A 20,072-nucleotide genomic window follows, 5' to 3' on the forward strand; every position below is an offset into this window, starting at 1 on the left:
GAAATCTTATGGAGCTTAAATTTCATCCTTTTGATCTCGAATTGAAAAATACCTTTACCATAAACCATGGTTCCCGCAATTTTCAGCCTACTTTGATCCTTGAGTTATCTGATGGGGAATATACCGGTTATGGAGAAGCCGCGGCAACTTCTTATTATGGGGTTAGTATTGATAAAATGAAAGCTTCGATAAAAGGAGTGGAAAAGATCTTGGCTGAAAATATTCAGCTTTTGCCTGAGGAATTGTGGGAGCTTACATTTTCACATTTAAAAGAAAATCCTTTTGCCCAATGCGCCCTTGACATTGCCATGCATGATCTGCACGGTAAAAGAAATAAAATGCCTTTATATAAAATGTGGGGCCTGGAACTTGAGAATTTACCCCTTACCAATTATACCATTGGGATAGATACTGTTGAAATGATGGTGAAGAAGATGAAAGAATTTCCCTGGCCGCTTTACAAGATCAAACTGGGTACAGATGAAGATGTGAGAATCGTAAAAGAATTGCGGAAGCATACATCTTCCATTTTCAGGCTGGATGCCAATGCTGCCTGGACTGCCGAGCAGGCGATAGAAAACAGTAAAGCTTTAAAGGATCTTGGAGTCGAATTTCTGGAACAGCCTTTGAAGCCCGATGATAAAGAGGGCATGAAAATATTATATAATGAATCTGCCCTTCCTCTTATAGCCGACGAGAGCTGTATTACCGAAAATGATGTAAAAAAATGCGCTCTCTTTTTTCATGGGGTGAACATTAAGCTCACTAAATGTGGCGGACTTACGCCTGCCAGACGAATGATTAAAGAAGCCCGGGAACTGGGCCTGAAAGCAATGGTGGGGTGTATGACGGAATCAACTATCGGAATTTCAGCAATCGCACATTTATTACCTTTACTGGATTATGTGGATATGGATGGAGCCATGCTTTTAAAATCTGATATCGCTGATGGGGTAAAAGTATATGACAAAAAGGTCCATTTTCCAGATCGGAATGGGACGGGCACGAAATTGCTTAAATTCAGTTAAATATATTTGATATGAATTATAGGAAATTGGGAAATACGGACCTTCAGGTAAGCGAAATAGGATTTGGCGCCTGGGCAATAGGTGGAGGAGAGATGGTCGGAGACACTGCAATTGGCTGGGGAGATGTGGACGATGAGGTTTCGAAAAAAGCCATTCACCGTTCCCTGGACCTCGGAATCAATTTTTTTGATACGGCTGATATCTGCAGATAATCCAGCAACAGGGATAGAGTTGATTTTATAATGAATAATAAATAGAATTCAGAAATGATAAAAAAAATTAATTACGCAGTACTGATGCTTATCCTAATTCTGGTTTCCTGCCAGGAAAAGGAAGAAAAGGAAAATAACGAGGCCAGGGATGTGATAGCAGAGGTTCAGGAAGAATATGCTCCCGATAGCCGGGTGGCTCTTTTTGATGTGGAAGCAAAAAAGAAAGGAGATAGCTATATTCTGAAGGGGGAGTCTAACATACCTAAGGCGGTTGAAGAACTTCAGAATAGGCTAAAAGCAGAAAATATTCAGTATAAAGATAGTATATCTATATTACCGGATGAGAAAGGCCTGGAGGGAAAAACCATGGGAGTCGTGAAGATCTCGGTAGCCAATTTACGTGATGAGCCAAAGCATTCTGCCCAGCTGGTAACTCAGGCAACCATGGGGATGCCTTTAAAAGTTTATAAAAAGGAGGGTGGCTGGTATTATGTCCAGACCCCTGATGATTATCTGGCCTGGGTTGATTATGGTGGAATAGAAAACATGACCAATGAGCAACTTTCTGAATGGAAGAAGGCCAAGAAACTGATCTTTACCAAAGCCTTCGGTGCTTCCTATAAAGAGGCAAATTCATCTTCAGCAGTTGTTGGTGATCTTGTGGCTGGCGATGTTCTAGAGCTCTTAAGTGAACAAAACGGTTTTTATGAGGTAAGGTATCCTAATCAAAAGAAAGCTTTTGTAAGAATGTCTGAGGCGCGACCATACCAGGATTGGCTTACTTCCCTGGAGCAGGATAAGGAAAGTCTTGTGGAAACCTCGAAAGAATTGATGGGGCTGCCTTATTTATGGGGAGGAACCTCGCCAAAGGGAGTAGACTGTAGCGGTTTTACTAAAACCGTTTATTTCCTTAACGGGATGGTACTTCCAAGAGATGCATCTCAGCAGGTTCATACCGGAAAACTGGTAGACTCAACCAGAAATTTTGAAAATCTGGTTGCGGGTGATCTTCTGTTTTTTGGCAGACCAGCCACCGATTCCACTTCAGAAAGGGTAGTGCATGTTGGAATGTGGATAGGAAATAATAAATTCATTCACTCCATGGGGGAAGTGCACATAAGCAATTTTGATACTACAGCGACAGATTTTGATGAATATAATTATAACAGGTACCTAAGGACGAAACGCCTGCTGAATGAAAAAAATAACCAGATCAAATATTTAAGTAAGGAAGATATCTTTACCGATAATTCTTCTGAAAAAAATACTTCTGAATAAAAAAGCCAACACAGAGTTATATTTAATAAAAAGCCCCGCACTAACAACGCGGGGCTTTTCAACTAATCTACTAACACTATTTAACCAAACTAAACTATTTCCTTTTTATAAATATTTCAGATAGAGAAAATAGAGCACTCTTAACTCATGATCTGTCAGTTCCCCGTTTATTAGAATTTCCACCTTACAAAGGCTTCCATAGCCTCATAATTTGCCAAACCTAATTCATGGTAGTGAACTGCGGTCTCTTTATTCCTTTCCTCGGCTCGCACCCAGAACTCTCTTTCATCGTCCCCAGGAAAAACCGGTCTGTCTTTTTGGGACTGGTGCTGAAAGATTGCATGTCTTTTTCTCTGAACTTCTTGAGGTGATAGTGGAACTGCCATCTCAATTTCATGAACTTCAAATTCCTGCCAGGCACCCCGGTACATCCACAACCAGCAGTCTTTGGTCCAATCCTCTGTTTCCCGAAGTCTTTTCAGAGCTTCAAAAATTATTCTAAAACATACTATATGAGTTCCATGAGGATCGGCAAAATCACCGGCAGCAAAAACCTGATGAGGTTTGATTTCCTGTAAAAGCTTCATGGTCAACTCAACATCTTTTTCGGTAACAGGATTCTTTACCTTTTTTCCGGTCTCATAGAAGGGCAGTGCCATGAAATGGATATTTTTGTCCTGAAGTCCTGCATAGCGTGCTCCGGCAATTGCTTCACTCTTTCTAATAAAGGCCTTTACATTTCTAACTTCTTTTATGTCCAGGTCATTTGGCTGCTTTTTTTCAATGAATTTCCGCATTTTTTCATAGGTCTTCTCAAGTTGCGCAGTATCTTCTCCAATACTTTGGTTGAAATCTATTGTGAATTCAACATATCTTAAGACATCGGTATCCCAAACAGCTGTATTTCCTGAGGTCTGATAAGCCACATGAACATCGTGGCCCTGATCTACCAGCCGTATAAAAGTCCCACCCATAGAGATCACATCATCATCTGGATGCGGACTAAAGATAAGCGAACGTTTTCTTGCGGGTTTTGCTCGTTCCGGTCTTTGGGAATCATCGGCTTTAGGTTTGCCACCGGGCCATCCAGTTATACTGTGTTGCAGCTGGTTGAAGACGTGGATGTTTATATCGTAGGCAGGACCCTGTTCGGTTGCCAGTTGCGCCATTCCATTGGCATTATAATCTTCCTCAGTAAGTTTTAGGATGGGTTTATTCACCTCGCGGGATAACCAGATAACTGCTTTTTTAATTAGCTGTGCGTCCCAGATGCAGTCTTTAACCAGCCAAGGTGTATTGAACCTGGTAAGCTCGGAGGCCGCATCCTTGTCAAGGATAAACTCTACATTCTCTGATAATTGGAGATAGGTGGCGGGTACATTGCTCGAAATTTCACCTTCCACGGCTTTACGAATGATGGGGGCTTTTTTCTTGCTCCAGGCCATCAGGATAATTTCCCGGGCCTTGAAGATCGTCCCAATTCCCATCGTGATCGCCTTTGTAGGCACGTTTTCCTTTCCTCCAAAATCCCTTGAAGCATCACGGCGGGTAAGGTCATCTAGCGTAACAAGACGAGTCCCTGAGTTTGGAGCTGAACCCGGTTCGTTGAAACCGATATGCCCTGTTCTACCAATACCAAGAATTTGAAAATCAAGTCCGCCTACTGCGGATATTTTTTGTTCATAAGCTAAACAGTACTCTGCAATATCTTCTTTTTTGAGTGTTCCGTCCGGAATATGAATATTATCTCTCCTGATATCTATATGATTGAAGAGGTTCTCATCCATGAACTTCACATAGCTTTGTTGAGCTTCGGGCTGCATTGGATAATATTCGTCCAGGTTGAAAGTGATAACATTTTTAAAACTAAGGCCTTCCTCTTTGTGCAAACGAACCAGCTCTTCGTAAACTTCAACAGGTGTGGCACCCGTTGCAAGTCCCAGAACGGCATTCTCTCCACGTCGTTGTTTACTCTTGATGATATCTGAAATGCGATAAGCTACCTTTTTAGAAGCAATATGTTCATCTTCGTATACACTAACCGGTAATTTTTCAAACCTGGTCTCTTCCAAAAGATTAAGTCTTGCCATAGTTTTATTAAAATTTCTTACTAATTAATTTGAGATTTAATAAGGTCCACCTGGTCTTTGAAAATGTCTTCCATCACTGCTATAATGCCACCATACAGGCTTGAATTATGACCAAGTGTAGATAGTTCAATATTTGTGCGTTCTTTTAATTGCATCATACAGTATTTGTTCATCGCCTGCTGGATAGGAGTAGTGATGAATTGCTTGGCTTCAGAGATCTTCCCTTCCAGAATTATGAGCTCCGGGTTGAAAATCTGGATAAGAATCGCGATTCCCTTCCCCAGTTTAACCCCTATTTCCGAAAGCATATTTATAGCGAACTGGTCTCCTTTGTTAGCGGCATCTATAATGAGTCCTGGTTCCAGTTTCTCATATTCTTCCTTCTTTAACTGGCTTAAAATAGAAGTTTGTCCTGCTTCTAACCCTTCTTTTACCTTTCTAACCAGTGCAAGACCTGAAGCTTCCATTTCCAGGCAGCCTCTTTTTCCGCAATGACATAACAAACCATCTTCCACCATGGGGATGTGCCCGAATTCTCCGGCAAAACCGGAAGCACCCGAATGCATTTTACCTCCCATTATAATACCGAGACCTACACCCCAGTCCATAGAGATCACCAGTACATCTTTCTTGTTCTGGGCAAGACCATATCTAAATTCAGCCAGACAGGCACTTTTTGCATCATTTTGAATCACTACCGGCTTATTGAAGGTCTTTTCAAATTTGTCCCTCAGTGACTCAGGTTCCTGTTCGGTAAGGTAGTAGGTGAAGTTTTTACCCTCTTCTGTAGATACCAGTCCGGGCATACTTATTCCCACACCCATTATTTGGTCGCTTTTGATCTTCGCATTTTGTAAAAGTTCTTCAGACCAAGCGTAGAGAGAGTCAACAATATTTGAATTTGGAGAAATGGCACTTTCAATAGTGTTCTCGGCAATGATGCTATGGTTGTTATCAATAACTGCCAGCTTTATACTGAAGCGCTCTATATGTATACTTAGCACAAAGAACAAATGTTCTTTTAAACCAAAGAGGTCAGGTTTTCTGCCTCCTTCCGATTTTCCTCTGCCCTTTTTAACCACTATTCCGGCTTCTTTTAACTGGCTTATAAGAGCCATGGAAGTAGGTAGACTTACATTGAAGCGGTTGCAGATATCGGCATTAGAGGTTTCACCGTTTAAAAAAAGGTGCTTGATAATTTTTATTTTCTGGAGAAACTTCTTTCGCTCTACATTAGTTAGTTTGGAAATTTGCTTCTCGGTGACCAGGAAATCTTGTAAATCTTTAGCCATTGTTATTTCTATAATTAAATAATTCGCTTTTTGCCTCAAAATAAGCTTTTTTAAAGAAAGTGAATTATTTGAAATTAAAATTATGCAAAAAAAACCTTTTTCTAAATACTTTTTATAAAAATTTATAAAAGATCATTAATTTAAATGAAATTTATATTTTTAGCATATTAAGGTTCCCTCGTAATTTTAAAAGATATTGAAGCTTGAAGCAGATTCTTTGAACATTAGTATGAATAATTCTCTTAAAATTGAAGATAAAACGTACCTGCGCCATTTGAAGTTGAAATCTGCTCTCTGGTTGAGCGGAATAATTTTATTTCTATACTGGAGTGTAATGTGGCATTTTGGAGGTTATCCCCATGCTTTTAACCTTCAGCGTAATGCTGCTTTAAAATTCGCTCTTTTTATTTTTCCGGAGGAAAACCTTTGGAGAGGTTTTGGGGTGCCTTTTGATCCTGAAGGTCTCTTTAGTACCTTAAATATAATTGCGGGTTATGCCATTGGAAAATTGATTCAAAGTAATAATAACCAGACAGGAAAAGTGCTGTATCTTTCCGGCATTGGAGTACTATTTCTTATTGCTGCTCAAATCTGGGATGCTTACTTTCCTGTTAATAAAGGCATCTGGACCAGTGGTTTTGTTATTTACAGCACGGGCTGGGAGCTGATAATTTTAGGAGTACTTATTTTAATTATAGAAATTGCAGGTTTTAAAAAGTGGATCTGCTTTTTTGAAGCTTTTGGCAAGAACCCGTCATTTTCTGGCTGGATAAGAATAAGATCTATATGAAATTCTGAATTAAAAATTTGAAATTAAGCAAAAGAAAAAATGAGAATTAAGACCCCAATCCTATGTATGCTTACAGGACTTCTTTTAAGTCTGCAGTTGAATGCTCAGAGTTCCGGGAAAACAGATCCCGAATTCCTAAAATATCAGACCAGCAAATGGGTAGATTCCATTATGAACAAACTCACGCCCGATGAGAGAATTGCGCAACTCATTCTTGTTGCAGCCTATTCAAACAGGGGAGAAGAGCATAAACAGGAGATACTTGAACTCATTAAAGAACAAAAGATTGGCGGGCTTATTTTCTTCCAGGGAGACCCGGAAACGCAGGCTGAGCTTATGAACGATTATCAGCAGGCTGCCGAGGTACCTTTAATTGGTGCTATTGATGCCGAATGGGGCCTGGGGATGAGACTTGATAATACGATAAGTTATCCGTTCCAGATGGCGCTTGGGGCTATTCAAAATGATGATCTTATTTATAAGATGGGGGAAGAAGTGGCCAGACAGGTGAAAAGAACCGGATTACATATCAACCTTGCTCCGGTCGTTGATGTGAACAATAATCCTGAAAATCCTGTGATTAATTTCCGCTCTTTTGGTGAAGATAAACAGAATGTGACTTCCAAAGGCATAGCTTACATGAAAGGAATGCAGGACCATAAGGTACTCACCACCGCTAAACACTTCCCGGGACATGGAGATACCGATACCGATTCGCATTATGCCCTGCCTCAAATAAACCATCCCTTGGAACGGCTGGATTCCCTGGAAATGTATCCATTCAAAGAACTGATCGATGCCGGGATTGGAGGGGTGATGGTTGCCCATCTGGATATTCCCGCTTTGGATTCCACCGGAGTTCCATCTACTTTGTCTAAACCTATCATTACAGGAATACTGAAAGAGAGACTTGGTTTTAATGGCCTTATTGTGACCGATGCGATGAACATGAAAGGAGTTACCACTGGTAATGAGCCGGGCGTAGTGGATAAAAAAGCCATTGTTGCGGGGAATGATCTTCTGGAGTTTACTGAAGATGTGCCTCGCGCCATCGCCGAAATAAGAAAAGCCATCAGGGCCGGGATTATCACTCAGAAGGAGATCGATGAACGTGCAAGAAAGGTGCTCGCGGTAAAACAATGGGTTGGGTTGAATGATTACAGTCCCACATCCACTGAAGATATTGTTGAAGAACTAAATACACCGGAAGCAATTCTGCTGAACCGAAAACTGGTAGAAGCTTCCCTTACTGTGCTTAAGAATAAAAACAATCTGCTCCCTTTACATAGACTGGATACGCTTAAGATCGCATCTATTTCCATAGGAGAAGAGAAAGAAACCGTTTTTCAGAAGAGCCTGAGCCTATATACAGAAGTAAAGCATTTTCAGTTACCTGTTGAAGCAGATGGATCTCAGATTGACTCGGTAAAAGCAGAACTGAAGGACTACAATCTTTTGATTGCCGGGATACATGATCAGAGTAAATATCCAAGGAACTCCGTAAGTTTGTCTCAAGAGGTTCAGGAGTTTGTGAAAGAACTGTCTGCAGACGAAAAAACCATTATCGGCCTGTTCAAGAACCCTTACGTATTAAACAAATTTGAGGATATTGAGGTGTCTTCGGTACTTATAGAGGCCTACCAGGATTCTGAAACCACACAGGAAATGACTGCCCAGCTTATTTTTGGCGGGATAGGTGCCACTGGGAAATTACCGGTAAGTGTTGGTGAAAAATTCAGAATGGGAGATGGGCTAGAGGTAAAGGCTATTAACAGATTTAAATACACTATTCCCGAGGATGCCGGGATGGATTCCAAAGTACTGTATACTAAGGTTGATTCTCTAATGAATGAAGCTATAGATGCCAAGGCGATTCCCGGCGGACAGGTTTTTGTTGCCAAAGACGGCAAGGTGGTAATGTATAAGGCATACGGGTTGCACAGATATAGCGACACAATCAGGGTGAAAAAGGATGATCTTTACGATCTTGCTTCAATCACCAAAATTTCATCGGCATTACCAGCCTTGATGAAGCTTCACGATGAGGGTAAGTTTGACCTGAATGCAGGAATTGACGATTACCTCTCTTATTTCAGGAATTCGAATAAAGCCGGAGTTCCTTTCCGGCAAATTCTCGCACACCAGGCCAGGTTCAAACCCTGGATACCATACTGGAAGAATACAATAAGGAATAACGGAAGCTATAAATGGAATACCTTTAAGAAAGATTCTTCCGCAAGATTTCCCGTAAAGATCAGTGAAGATCTTTGGCTGCACCGTAACTATCAGAAAAAGATATTTAGGGCGATAAAGAAATCACCCCTGGAAGAGGAAGCAAAGTATAAATATTCAGGGCTGGCCTTCTATCTTTTACCATCGATAGTGGAAGAGATCACCAGGCAGGATTTCAGGAGGTATATCAATGAGAATTTTTATGATAAACTTGGAGCGACTACGCTTACCTATGAGCCTTCGGCAGAATTTCCTCTTAAAAGAATCGTTCCTACGGAAAGTGATTTTTTCTTCAGGCATAAGCCTATCCATGGGAGGGTTCATGATGAGGGAGCTATAATGATGGGAGGTGTTTCTGCCAATGCCGGACTTTTTGCCAATGCCAATGATCTTGCGAAACTAATGCAGATGTATCTTAATTATGGAGAATATGGCGGGCAAAGATATATTTCAGAAGAGACGCTTAAAGAGTTTACCAGGACTCAGTTTCCGGATAACGATAATCGTAGAGGTCTTGGTTTTGATAAACCGAATCTGGAATACCAGGGAGAGGACAATAATACTGCAAAAGATGCCAGCCAAAATAGTTTTGGTCATACGGGTTTTACGGGAACCATGGTGTGGGTTGATCCCGAAGTAGACCTGCTATATGTCTTTATGTCTAACAGGGTGTTGCCAACACGGGATAATACAAGATTGTATAAACTGAATACAAGAACAAAGATACAGCAGGTACTTTATGATGCCATAAAGGAATAATAAGACTTCAGGGAGAGATTAAGTCAGGAAACCAGAAATTTTTAACATTTTTATTTTCAGAATGATAGGCAATAAAATTATTGCTTAAAAATTCAGAAACTCTATATTTGTTAAGCTTTTGCCAAAAACCAGACTTAACCTTAATGATTATAAAAAAGTTCACCCCCTATATATTTCTGTTGTTATCCTGTTTAATGAATGCTCAAAGTGAATTAAAAGGCAGCATCACGGATAAAAATAATGATCCGGTTGCATTCGCAAATGTAATTCTGCTAAATTCTCAGGATTCAACCAGTGTTTATAAAGGAACCATCTCAGAAGTAGACGGATCTTTTGAATTCGAAAAGCTAGAAGATAGTAGTTACCTTTTAAAAATCACTTATGTGGGATATGAGGATATTCTTCAAAAAATCACGGTGGAAGGTGATACCAGGTTAAATTCATTAAAACTTATAGAAGATTCCGGCGCATTAGATGAAATAACAATAAATGCGCGTAAACCTAAAATTAGCCGTGAAGTGGATCGCCTGGTTTTTGATGTGGAAAATTCCAATTTATCTTCTGGAAATACCTGGGAAATACTTAGAAAAGCCCCGGGAGTAATAGAGAGTCAGGGACAATTGATGGTTAGAAATTCTTCAGTACAAATATATTTAAATGATCGTAAGATTTATTTATCGGCTGCCGATTTGAAAAACCTTTTGGAGAGCTATTCTGCAGAGAACATAAAGTCTATAGAAATTATTACCAATCCTCCGGCAAAATATGATGCTGAAGGAGGGGCGATTTTAAGTATACATACTTCAAAAGCAATTGCTGCCGGATATAAGGGAAGCATAGAAGGCAGTTATACCCAGGCTATTTATCCTAAATTTCAAATGGGAACCAGTCATTATTTTCAGGGAGAAAAATTGAATGTCTTCGCCAATTACTCATATTCAGAAAGAAAAGAATTTAAGAGTGATGACAGCTATATAAATTTTATTAGAAACGGAGAACCTTTCTCACGATGGGAAACAGATTTTGAAAGAATTACAAATTCTGAAGCACATAATGTGAACACAATCCTGGATTATAATTTAAACGATCACAGCGCACTAAATTTTTCCATGAATGCTAATGTTAGTCCGAATAGGAAGTTTGATAATGACGTTACCACCAGGATGATGAATTCTCAGCGCCAATTAGATTCCACTTTAATAACCAAGTCAGGCGTTAATTATGATGAAAGTAATGTAGCCTTAAACCTTTCTTATAACAATTCTTTCGAGAATGGTGGAGAATTATCTATTGCCACTCACTATACCATATTTGACAGGGATAGGACCCAGGGAGTAAATTCCCGATACTTCAATCCTTCCGGGGAACTTTTAAATTCAATAGATTTTCTAACCCAGGCCGCTCAGGATATTAATATTTTAACGGGGCAAATCGATTATAGCGGAACCATTGGAAATACAACATTCAGCCTTGGGGCAAAATATTCAGAAATAGATTCAGAAAGTGGGATTAACTATTCCAATGAAGGGGACCTTGAGGATTTATATGATAATCTTTCTGACAATTTTGTGTATGACGAAAATATCTATGCTCTTTATACAAGTTTTAGTCACGATTGGGAGAAATGGAGTGCCAAAGCTGGTCTAAGAGGAGAGTATACTAATAGAACCGGCGAATCGCTTAGCCTGGAAGAAATTAATGATCGAAAATATTTTGAACTTTTCCCTACGGCTTATTTGCAGTATAATGCTTCAGCCAATCATAGTTTTGCTTTAGACTACAGTCGAAGAATTAGCAGGCCCCGTTATGAGAGTTTAAATCCGTTTCGATATTTTCTAAATGAAACAAATTATAATGCAGGAAATCCGAATCTGGTAGCTTCTATAAGCAACAATTTCAATTTGAATTACACCCTGAAAAACACATGGTTTTTTGATTTTTATTATAGAGACCACGGAAAATCCCCTGAAACACTTGTTTTTCAGGACAACGAAAACTTAAGCATTCGTTATTTAAGTCAAAACCTACTGGGTAGCAAAGGCTACGGAATTGATATATTTCACGGTTTCTCTTTCACCAACTGGTGGTATTCACAGGCGTTCACCTCTTTATTCCATCAGGAAAATACTATTTTGGCGGTAGAGAGCAATAATGCCGAAGTCACAAGGGAAGTTGAAGGAATCCAAGCCTATGTATATAATATTTTTACATTATCTCAGGACGGCTCTTTTGAAGGAACACTCTTTGTTCAATATGTGAGCGACTTTTTATCAGGTTCCTATAAACTTGATCCTATGACCACAGTTTCTGTAGGCTTACGAAAAGAGCTATGGAACAAACGCGCGGAACTTAGCGTTAACTTCAATGATATCTTTAATACCACCAATACAAGGCTGACTTCAGACTATTTAAACCAGAGCAACAGCTATGCTTCTTTTGAGGAGAATCGGAACGTTCAGATCGGCTTTAAATACAACTTTGGAAACTTCAGGCTGGACGATAATGAACGTAGTATAGAAGAGGTTGAAAGAGAACGTCTTAATCCATAATTTTTACTTCCACTTAATTTCTTAATTTTGCAACCTGAAACAAACAAGGTTGTGGCAAAAATTGGAAATATAGATGTAGGAGACTTCCCGTTGCTATTAGCACCGATGGAAGACGTGAGTGATCCACCATTTCGTGCATTGTGTAAAGAACAGGGTGCCGATGTGGTGTATACAGAGTTTATTTCTTCGGAAGGGCTTATTCGCGATGCGGCGAAAAGCACCATGAAACTCGATATATATGAAAAGGAGCGCCCGGTGGGTATCCAGATCTTTGGAGCTAACCTGGACTCGATGCTTCAGTCTGTCGAGATTGTTGAAAAGTCCGGCCCTGATATTATTGATATCAATTTTGGATGTCCTGTAAAGAAGGTGGTTTCAAAAGGAGCCGGAGCAGGTATTCTAAAAGATATAGACCTTATGGTTTCACTGACTGAAGCGATGGTAAAACATACCAAACTTCCCGTTACGGTCAAGACCCGTCTTGGTTGGGACAACGATTCGATCAAAATTGTTGAGGTTGCTGAAAGGCTTCAGGATGTAGGCTGCCAGGCGATCTCTATCCACGGGCGTACCCGGGTCCAGATGTATAAGGGAGAGGCTAACTGGGCACCGATAGCTGAGGTGAAGAACAATCAGCGAATGCACATTCCTGTTTTTGGAAACGGAGATGTGGATTCTCCCGAAAGGGCCGTGGAGATGCGTGATAAGTATGGACTTGACGGAGCTATGATAGGCCGTGCCAGCATTGGATATCCATGGTTTTTCAGAGAAGTAAAGCATTATTTTGAAACCGGTGAACATCTGGCTCCTCCAACAATGAAAGAAAGATTAGATGCTGCCAGAAGACATCTTCAAATGGCAATCGACTGGAAAGGGGAAAAATTAGGGGTTTTTGAAACCAGGCGTCATTATACCAATTACTTTAAAGGTATCCCGCATTTCAAGGAGTACCGGATGAAAATGGTGACCAGCGATGATTCAAAAGATGTTTTTGAGGCTTTCGATGAGGTGGAAAGAGAATTTTCTGACTACGAATTTGTCTGATTAAGCGCCTTCTTACTTCTTCCTGCCGCAATATAAGAGGCAATTAGCCCCAGGGTGAATATGGTTGCCAGAACGATCAGGATGTTCTGGACTTTCATTTGGACAGGGTAAGGCAGGTTAGGGGTGATCATCACCAGGTCAAAATTCATCTGGAGGAAGATCAGGATGATGGCAAAAATAAGACCTATAATTCCGCCAAGGCTGGTCATAAGCATTCCCTGCATAAAAAAGATGTTTTTTATCTGGTTAGGGGTGGCTCCAAGGCTGTACAGTGTTTTTATATTCTCCCTTTTATCCAGGATCATTACAATAATAGAACCAACAACGTTGAAAAGCGCGATGGTTAACACAAGGGTGAAAATTAGATAAACAAAGAGGTTTTCAGAATTCAACATTTTATTTAAGGCATCGTTGAGTTCTGCCCTGGTCTTGATAAGAGCATTTCCTTCAAAAACACCTGCTATCTTTTCAGATATTTCTTCTGTGGAGGCTTCCGGTGTCAGTTTGAATTCTATTGCTGAAAATTCATTTTCTTCCATGCTCAAGAGATCCCTTGCAAGACTAATATTGCTGAAAACATATTTGTCATCCAGTTCCTCATTCACACTGTATATCCCACTAACTATCACCTGGCGGGAGTTAAAAGCGTCATTGAGATTGGTCATGGTGATCTGCCCTTTTCCGGGTATGGGGACCATGATCTTCAGAAGGTTCTGATAATTGAAGGTTCCTACGTCCAGTAGCCTGGAAAGTCCGTTGCCTATGACCACCTGAGGTTCGCTTTTGGTAAGCCAGGTACCAAAAACTATGGAACTGTCAATTTTATTGACCCTTCCGTAATTTTCATCAACCCCTTTGATATAGGCCGGATTTGTTTTTGATTTATAGCTAAGGATAACGCGTTCTTCGATGACCTTGCTAAAGCGTTCAATCCCCTCTATTTCCTGGAGCTTTGTTATCTGTTCCTCTGAAATATTCAGGATCTTTCCCTGCTGCGGAAATACCTTTAGGTCCGGATCAAATTCATTTGAAAAGGAAAGACTGAAGTCGCGGAGTCCCGAGAAACCGCTTAGTACTATGAATAATGAGAAAGCCCCGGCAAAAACTCCAATCGCCGCGATAACCGTAATAATGTTTATCGCATTGCTTTTACTCTTGGTAAACAAATACCGTTTGGCGATATAGAGAGGGAACTTCAAATTATGATTTTTTCCGCTTGTCTAAAAGATCTGGGTTGTTAATGGGATTTTCCTTCCCTTTAATGGATTTTTCAATGCCATCTATATATTCCAGAGAATCATCTATATAAAAGCTAAGATCAGGCATTTTTCGCAACTGATGTTTGGTGCGCTGTGCCACCTCATGTTTTATCTTAGATTTATTCTCGTTGATCTCCTTGATCACTTCTTCCCGATGTTCAGAAGGGAAAATGCTTACATAAGCCTTTGCGATAGAAAGATCTGTAGTAACCCTAACTTTTGAAACAGAGATCAAGATTCCTGTCCTGCCGCTATCTCTAAGTGAGCTTTGTAGAATGTCCGCCAGGTCCTTCTGCAATAATCCGCCTATCTTTTTTTGTCTGTTTGTTTCTTCCATGCTACAAAAGTAAAATTTTTAACTGTGATTCTTCGGCATATAAATGAATTTGAATCATATAACAATAATTATGGATATTTGTTTTCTTAAATTGAAGGAAATGAAAAGGATTGAACATATAGGAATTGCGGTAAAAGACCTGGAAGCAGCCAATAAAACCTATAAGGCTGTTCTTGGTGCTGAACATTACAAGACCGAAACCGTGGAAAGTGAGGGAGTTGCTACCTCATTTTTTAAAGTAGGAGAAAGCAAGATAGAGTTACTGGCAGCTACAAGTCCTGAAAGTCCCGTTGCAAAATTCATAGAAAAACGCGGGGAAGGAATACATCATATGGCCTTCTATGTAGACGACATCCAGTCTGAAATTGAACGACTTAAGGGAGAAGGTTTCAGATTACTGAATGATCAGCCCAAAACAGGAGCCGATAATAAGATCGTGGCGTTTATGCATCCAAAGGATGCCAATGGAGTATTGGTGGAGCTCTGTCAGGAAAAATAGAAATATTTTGTTTGGTGTATAAGCAGCAATTATCTAAATTTGCGCTCGCGATACGAATAAGTATCAGGTCCCATAGCTCAGTTGGTTAGAGCACCTGACTCATAATCAGGTGGTCCCTGGTTCGAGCCCAGGTGGGACCACAAGGAATAATAAAGCCCTGCAGAGATGTGGGGCTTTTTTTATATCCCTGTGAACACAATATAGAGAATTGCCATCAGGGAATATTTTCAATTTTAAATTATTGCATACTGTTGATTTTCAAAAACATATACGAGGATTTATAAACCAGGTTATTATTCATCTTTTTCCTAATTTGTAAGAAAAGACTTTAATAAGGTATAAAAATTAAACAGTTGTTAATTAAGTGTCCTCTGAAGAGATTATTTACAATATTGTTAAAAATTAATCCTTATTTGTTGAAAGCGAACTACTTATTGTATAAATTTGAAACATAGTAAAAGATCTGATTTTAAGTGGTATAAGTGAGTTTTATAGTGTTAAAGGACTTTAGTTCCTGAGTACCTGAAAAACTTTGAAACTAAAATTAATGTAGATACTTTTGAAAGTTTAAGTTTGCAGGTGAGACCTTTATAAGGTATATAGATGATCGTAATAACGGAAAATTCTTACCTTCGTAAGCAGATATCCGAAAAATAATCTATATTTAAAGGCTTTTGCCGGAAATATTAACCGTACATCAAATGGGGCAGATGAGATGCATATTCCTGGTTTTTCTACTTACCATTGGTATTTCCATGTCTTCTTATGCCCAGAAAGAACCGCCGCCCCCGCAGGACAAAAGGCATATTGGAGGGCCTCCCTGTGATCCTGGGGATCAGAGCGGAAATGATAACCGCCCTGGAGTTCCACCTCCAGTTGGTTTGTGCCTCCCTATAGACGATTATGTGTATCTATTGATGGCTGTAGGCGTTATGTATGGGTGCTATAAGCTTAGGGATTTTGAACTGAGTTAGGATAACTCAGTTATTCTCTTTACATATTTTCCAATTACATCGAATTCCAGGTTTACCATATCCCTCGTTTCCAGATCATGGAATGTGGTATGTTTATAAGTATATGGGATAATAGCTACACTGAATTTATTCTTTTGGGAATTCACGACAGTCAGGCTCACACCGTTTACCGTAATTGAGCCCTTTTCAATCGTCATATTCCCAATTTCCGGATCGTAGTCAAAGGTGAATTCCCAGCTACCGTCTGCTTCCTTTATGGCGATACAGGTTGCGGTCTGGTCTACATGTCCCTGTACAATATGGCCATCCAGGCGATCACCTAGTTTCATGCCCCTTTCCAGGTTTATAAGATCCCCGGGTTTAAGTTTTCCTAAATTTGTTTTTTCTAAAGTTTCTTTAACAGCAGTAACCCTATATTCTTCATCATTCAAAGAAACAACCGTCATACACACCCCATTATGAGAAATACTCTGATCAATTTTCAGTTCGGGTGTCATCTTTGCTTTCACGATAATATTCAGGTTACTTCCTGACTTTTCGAGCTTGATAACTTTTCCTATTTCTTCAACTATTCCTGTGAACATTGTTTTCTATAATAATGGTTACATTTGTGGGTAAAATTAAAACATTATATCGGGAAACTTTATGAAACATGCCGAAATGATCAAGTTGGGGATTAGCATCGGGGATCTTAATGGGATTGGTAGCGAGATAGTGCTTAAGACCTTTGACGATACCAGAATGCTGGATTTTTGCACCCCGATAATCTTTGCCTCTTCAAAGATCATCAACTTTTTAAAAAAACATTATAAACTATCCCTTCATTTTCAGGGAATAGATCATCCTTCAAAAGCTATAGACGGAAAGATAAACGTGATGAATGTATGGAAGGAGAATGTGAAGATCAACTTTGGAGAAGAAGATACTACTGTGGGAGAATATGCTTTCAAATCACTTGAAGCCGCTACCGATGCACTAAAGAAGGATGAAATTGATGTCCTGGTAACAGCGCCTATCAATAAGCATACTATCCAGTCTGAGAAATTCAATTTCCCCGGACATACCGATTATCTTGCGCAGCAGCTGGAAGGTGAAAGCCTTATGTTCATGATCACCGATAATCTGAAAATAGGTTTACTAACAGATCATGTGGCTCTGAAGGATATAGCTTCTGTGATCACTCCGGAGCTTATCGAAAAGAAGATCAATATCATTCAGCAGACTTTAAAGCAGGATTTCAGGGTAGAATTACCGAAAATTGCCGTTCTCGGGATTAATCCTCACAGTGGTGACCATGGTGTGATTGGGAAGGAAGATGAAGAAATTTTGAAACCAACTATACAGAAAATCAGGGATAGAGGAGACCTGGTTTTTGGGCCTTATTCTGCCGACAGTTTCTTTGGTTCAAAAAATTATAAGAATTTTGATGCAGTTGTAGCTTCCTATCATGATCAGGGACTCATTCCGTTCAAGACACTTTCTTTTGGCCGGGGTGTAAATTTCACGGCCGGTTTGAGCAAGGTGCGTACATCACCCGATCATGGAACCGCCTTTGAAATTGCTGGAAAGAATGAAGCCAATATTAACTCTTTTAAAGAAGCGGTTTTTAAGGCTATCGAGATCTATAAAGCCAGGGAAGAATACAAGCTTTTGACGGAAAATCCGTTAAAGAAACAAGGCAGGAAGATATAAACAAAAATTTGTTTATAAAAAGGCCATAATTGATTAATTTTTATATCTTTGCACCCGCCTTTACGGAAACGTTGGGCACTCAAAACTGAGGAGAGATGAGGAATTTAGAAGAGTTTACAATTCCTTTTAAGGGATTAAAGCTTGGGAAACACCAGTTTGAGTATGAGTTAGATAACAGGTTCTTTAAACATTTTGAGTACGACGAATTCAATAGTGCCGATGTAAAGATCGATCTGTTGTTCGAGAAGAAATCCACTATGATGGAACTGACTTTCGAGGCAACCGGAACAGTGAATGTAAACTGCGATCTTACAAACGAACCATACGATCAGCCAATTAACGGAAAGTTGTTTTTGGTGATCAAGTTTGGTGATGAGTTCAATAATGATGATGAGGATTTACTTATTCTGCCGCATGGTGAATTTGAAGTGAATGTTCAGCAGTATATTTATGAACTTGTTGTTCTTTCAGTTCCACAGAAGAAAATTCATCCGGGAGTGGAAGACGGAACTTTGAAATCTGAAGTGCTCGATAAGCTGGAAGAGCTTAGTTTGAAAAATCAGAAAAAGAAAAATGAGGACGATACAGATCCTCGCTGGGACAAATTAAAAAATTTACTAAACGAATAATTAACAGGAAGCCATGGCACATCCAAAGAGAAAAATCTCTAAAACCAGAAGAGATAAAAGAAGAACACATTATAAAGCTTCAGCTCCAAAAGTGGCTGTAGATTCTGTAACAGGTGAAGCACACCTATACCACAGAGCTCACTGGCATGAAGGTAAACTTTATTACCGTGGCCAGGTATTAATTGATAATACCGAAGAGATAGAGGCTTAATTTAGGAAAGGAGCTTCATAAAAAATTAAAGAACTCTCACATAGTGGGAGTTTTTTGTTTTTAGTTGAATAAGTCCTAAAAAGACCTTAATTTGCACGCCGGTTAGAATTAATTTTAGTAATTTTCTATGAATGTTCTGATCGATTTTGGACCGGTGAGAGGTGAATTAAATCCAAATTTATGAGTAAAATCACAGCAGCAATTACAGCTGTAGGGGCTTATGTGCCTGAAGATATTTTAACCAACGAAATGTTGGAAGAAATGGTGGAGACAACGGATGAATGGATTACTTCCAGAACAGGAATTAAAGAGAGACGAATTCTAAAAGACCCAACCAAAGGAACCTCCTACCTAGCAATCCGGGCAGCAGAGGAAATCCTTAGAAAAACCGGCCTGGATCCCAAGGAAATAGACTTGATAATAATGGCAACTGCCACACCCGATATGCCTGTAGCGTCTACTGGTGTTTATGTGGCCACCGAGATTGGAGCAACAAATGCATTTTCCTATGATCTGCAGGCGGCATGCTCCAGTTTTTTATATGGTATGTCCACTGCCGCAGCTTACATAGAATCGGGAAGATATAAAAAGGTCATGGTTATAGGTGCCGATAAGATGTCTTCTATTATAGATTATTCAGATCGTACTACCTGTATCATTTTTGGCGATGGAGCCGGGGCAGTTCTTATGGAACCTAATACCGAAGGTCTGGGTCTTCAGGATGAGATATTGAGAAGCGATGCGGTTGGCAGGGCGTCTCTAAATATTGAAGCCGGAGGATCCCTTACACCTCCAACCGAAGAGACTGTGGCTAAAAAACTCCATTTTGTAAGACAGGATGGAAAAACAGTCTTTAAATTTGCCGTTTCAAATATGGCTGGCGTTAGCGAACAGATCATGAAGCGCAACAATCTTACCAATGAAGATGTGGACTGGCTGGTAGCTCACCAGGCGAATAAGCGCATTATTGATGCTACGGCAAACAGGATGAATCTTAACGATGAAAGCAAAGTTCTTATGAACATCCAGAGATATGGTAATACTACTTCAGCCACCTTACCATTATTGTTAAGCGATTACGAGAAAAATTTTAAAAAAGGAGATAACTTAATATTTGCCTCTTTTGGAGGTGGCTTCACTTGGGGAGCTGCTTATCTTAAATGGGCTTATAACTCATAAAAAACCAACACTAATATT

The 20,072-nt window shown here is 39.7% G+C and carries 18 protein-coding genes and 1 tRNA gene; 14 read left to right on the forward strand and 5 right to left on the reverse strand.

Features of this window, described 5'->3' with window-relative positions:
• The first annotated feature begins 8 nt into the window (after positions 1–8).
• The 3 genes from LU635_RS07320 to LU635_RS07330 are packed head-to-tail and all read left to right on the forward strand — an operon-like array spanning position 9 to position 2,518.
• A complete protein-coding gene (locus LU635_RS07320; RefSeq protein ID WP_240097699.1) occupies positions 9–1,028 on the forward strand; it encodes a dipeptide epimerase in 1,020 nt (339 codons plus the stop codon).
• A gap of 11 nt (positions 1,029–1,039) precedes the next feature.
• Positions 1,040–1,240, forward strand: coding sequence for an aldo/keto reductase (locus LU635_RS07325; protein WP_240097701.1), 201 nt, complete (start codon positions 1,040–1,042; stop codon positions 1,238–1,240).
• A 54-nt stretch (positions 1,241–1,294) separates the two neighbouring features.
• Positions 1,295–2,518 (forward strand): C40 family peptidase, encoded by a 1,224-nt coding sequence (locus LU635_RS07330; RefSeq protein ID WP_240097703.1) that lies wholly within the window; start codon positions 1,295–1,297, stop codon positions 2,516–2,518.
• 170 nt (positions 2,519–2,688) lie between these two features.
• On the opposite strand, the gene nagB is transcribed toward LU635_RS07330, so the two are convergent.
• Positions 2,689–4,608: a glucosamine-6-phosphate deaminase gene (gene nagB, locus LU635_RS07335; RefSeq protein ID WP_240097705.1), complete on the reverse strand. Its 1,920-nt coding sequence runs from the start codon at positions 4,606–4,608 to the stop codon at positions 2,689–2,691.
• A 20-nt stretch (positions 4,609–4,628) separates the two neighbouring features.
• Positions 4,629–5,900, reverse strand: coding sequence for an ROK family transcriptional regulator (locus LU635_RS07340; protein ID WP_240097707.1), 1,272 nt, complete (start codon positions 5,898–5,900; stop codon positions 4,629–4,631).
• 274 nt (positions 5,901–6,174) lie between these two features.
• Here LU635_RS07340 and LU635_RS07345 point away from each other — a divergent pair, with 274 nt between their 5' ends.
• From LU635_RS07345 to dusB, 4 genes are all read left to right on the forward strand, one after another.
• Positions 6,175–6,690: a hypothetical protein gene (locus LU635_RS07345; RefSeq protein WP_240097709.1), complete on the forward strand. Its 516-nt coding sequence runs from the start codon at positions 6,175–6,177 to the stop codon at positions 6,688–6,690.
• A 39-nt stretch (positions 6,691–6,729) separates the two neighbouring features.
• Positions 6,730–9,681, forward strand: coding sequence for a serine hydrolase domain-containing protein (locus LU635_RS07350; protein ID WP_240097711.1), 2,952 nt, complete (start codon positions 6,730–6,732; stop codon positions 9,679–9,681).
• A gap of 143 nt (positions 9,682–9,824) precedes the next feature.
• Positions 9,825–12,230 carry an outer membrane beta-barrel protein gene (locus LU635_RS07355; RefSeq protein ID WP_240097713.1) on the forward strand — a complete coding sequence of 802 codons (2,406 nt, stop codon included), beginning with the start codon at positions 9,825–9,827 and terminating at the stop codon, positions 12,228–12,230.
• A gap of 51 nt (positions 12,231–12,281) precedes the next feature.
• Entirely contained in the window at positions 12,282–13,274 is a 993-nt protein-coding gene (dusB, locus tag LU635_RS07360; protein WP_240097783.1) for a tRNA dihydrouridine synthase DusB, read from the forward strand.
• On the opposite strand, the gene LU635_RS07365 is transcribed toward dusB, so the two are convergent.
• Positions 13,259–14,473: an ABC transporter permease gene (locus tag LU635_RS07365; RefSeq protein ID WP_240097715.1), complete on the reverse strand. Its 1,215-nt coding sequence runs from the start codon at positions 14,471–14,473 to the stop codon at positions 13,259–13,261. The genes dusB and LU635_RS07365 overlap by 16 nt on opposite strands.
• A gap of 1 nt (position 14,474) precedes the next feature.
• Positions 14,475–14,870 carry a 30S ribosome-binding factor RbfA gene (rbfA, locus tag LU635_RS07370; RefSeq protein ID WP_240097716.1) on the reverse strand — a complete coding sequence of 132 codons (396 nt, stop codon included), beginning with the start codon at positions 14,868–14,870 and terminating at the stop codon, positions 14,475–14,477.
• A 100-nt stretch (positions 14,871–14,970) separates the two neighbouring features.
• On the opposite strand from rbfA, the gene mce reads away from it, so the two are divergent.
• From mce to LU635_RS07385, 3 genes are all read left to right on the forward strand, one after another.
• On the forward strand, positions 14,971–15,369 hold the full coding sequence (mce, locus tag LU635_RS07375) for a methylmalonyl-CoA epimerase (RefSeq protein WP_240097717.1): 399 nt from the start codon (positions 14,971–14,973) through the stop codon (positions 15,367–15,369).
• A gap of 66 nt (positions 15,370–15,435) precedes the next feature.
• A tRNA-Ile gene (locus tag LU635_RS07380) sits at positions 15,436–15,509 on the forward strand.
• Positions 15,510–16,079: 570 nt separating this feature from the next.
• Complete coding sequence (locus LU635_RS07385; protein ID WP_240097718.1) at positions 16,080–16,343, forward strand: hypothetical protein; 264 nt, start codon at positions 16,080–16,082, stop codon at positions 16,341–16,343.
• Here LU635_RS07385 and LU635_RS07390 read toward each other — a convergent pair.
• Positions 16,340–16,927 carry a riboflavin synthase gene (locus tag LU635_RS07390; RefSeq protein WP_240097720.1) on the reverse strand — a complete coding sequence of 196 codons (588 nt, stop codon included), beginning with the start codon at positions 16,925–16,927 and terminating at the stop codon, positions 16,340–16,342. The genes LU635_RS07385 and LU635_RS07390 overlap by 4 nt on opposite strands.
• Before the next feature lie 61 nt (positions 16,928–16,988).
• Here LU635_RS07390 and pdxA point away from each other — a divergent pair, with 61 nt between their 5' ends.
• The 4 genes from pdxA (at position 16,989) to LU635_RS07410 (ending at position 20,054) form a co-directional block, all read left to right on the forward strand.
• On the forward strand, positions 16,989–18,035 hold the full coding sequence (pdxA, locus tag LU635_RS07395) for a 4-hydroxythreonine-4-phosphate dehydrogenase PdxA (RefSeq protein WP_240097722.1): 1,047 nt from the start codon (positions 16,989–16,991) through the stop codon (positions 18,033–18,035).
• Between the two features lie 95 nt (positions 18,036–18,130).
• Positions 18,131–18,664: a YceD family protein gene (locus LU635_RS07400; RefSeq protein WP_240097724.1), complete on the forward strand. Its 534-nt coding sequence runs from the start codon at positions 18,131–18,133 to the stop codon at positions 18,662–18,664.
• A 13-nt stretch (positions 18,665–18,677) separates the two neighbouring features.
• Positions 18,678–18,875 (forward strand): 50S ribosomal protein L32, encoded by a 198-nt coding sequence (gene rpmF, locus LU635_RS07405; protein WP_131398098.1) that lies wholly within the window; start codon positions 18,678–18,680, stop codon positions 18,873–18,875.
• A 180-nt stretch (positions 18,876–19,055) separates the two neighbouring features.
• Positions 19,056–20,054 (forward strand): beta-ketoacyl-ACP synthase III, encoded by a 999-nt coding sequence (locus LU635_RS07410; protein WP_240097726.1) that lies wholly within the window; start codon positions 19,056–19,058, stop codon positions 20,052–20,054.
• The last annotated feature ends 18 nt before the right edge of the window (positions 20,055–20,072 follow it).

The organism is Christiangramia crocea, assembly GCF_022410465.1.
GTDB classification, from domain to species: domain Bacteria; phylum Bacteroidota; class Bacteroidia; order Flavobacteriales; family Flavobacteriaceae; genus Christiangramia; species Christiangramia crocea.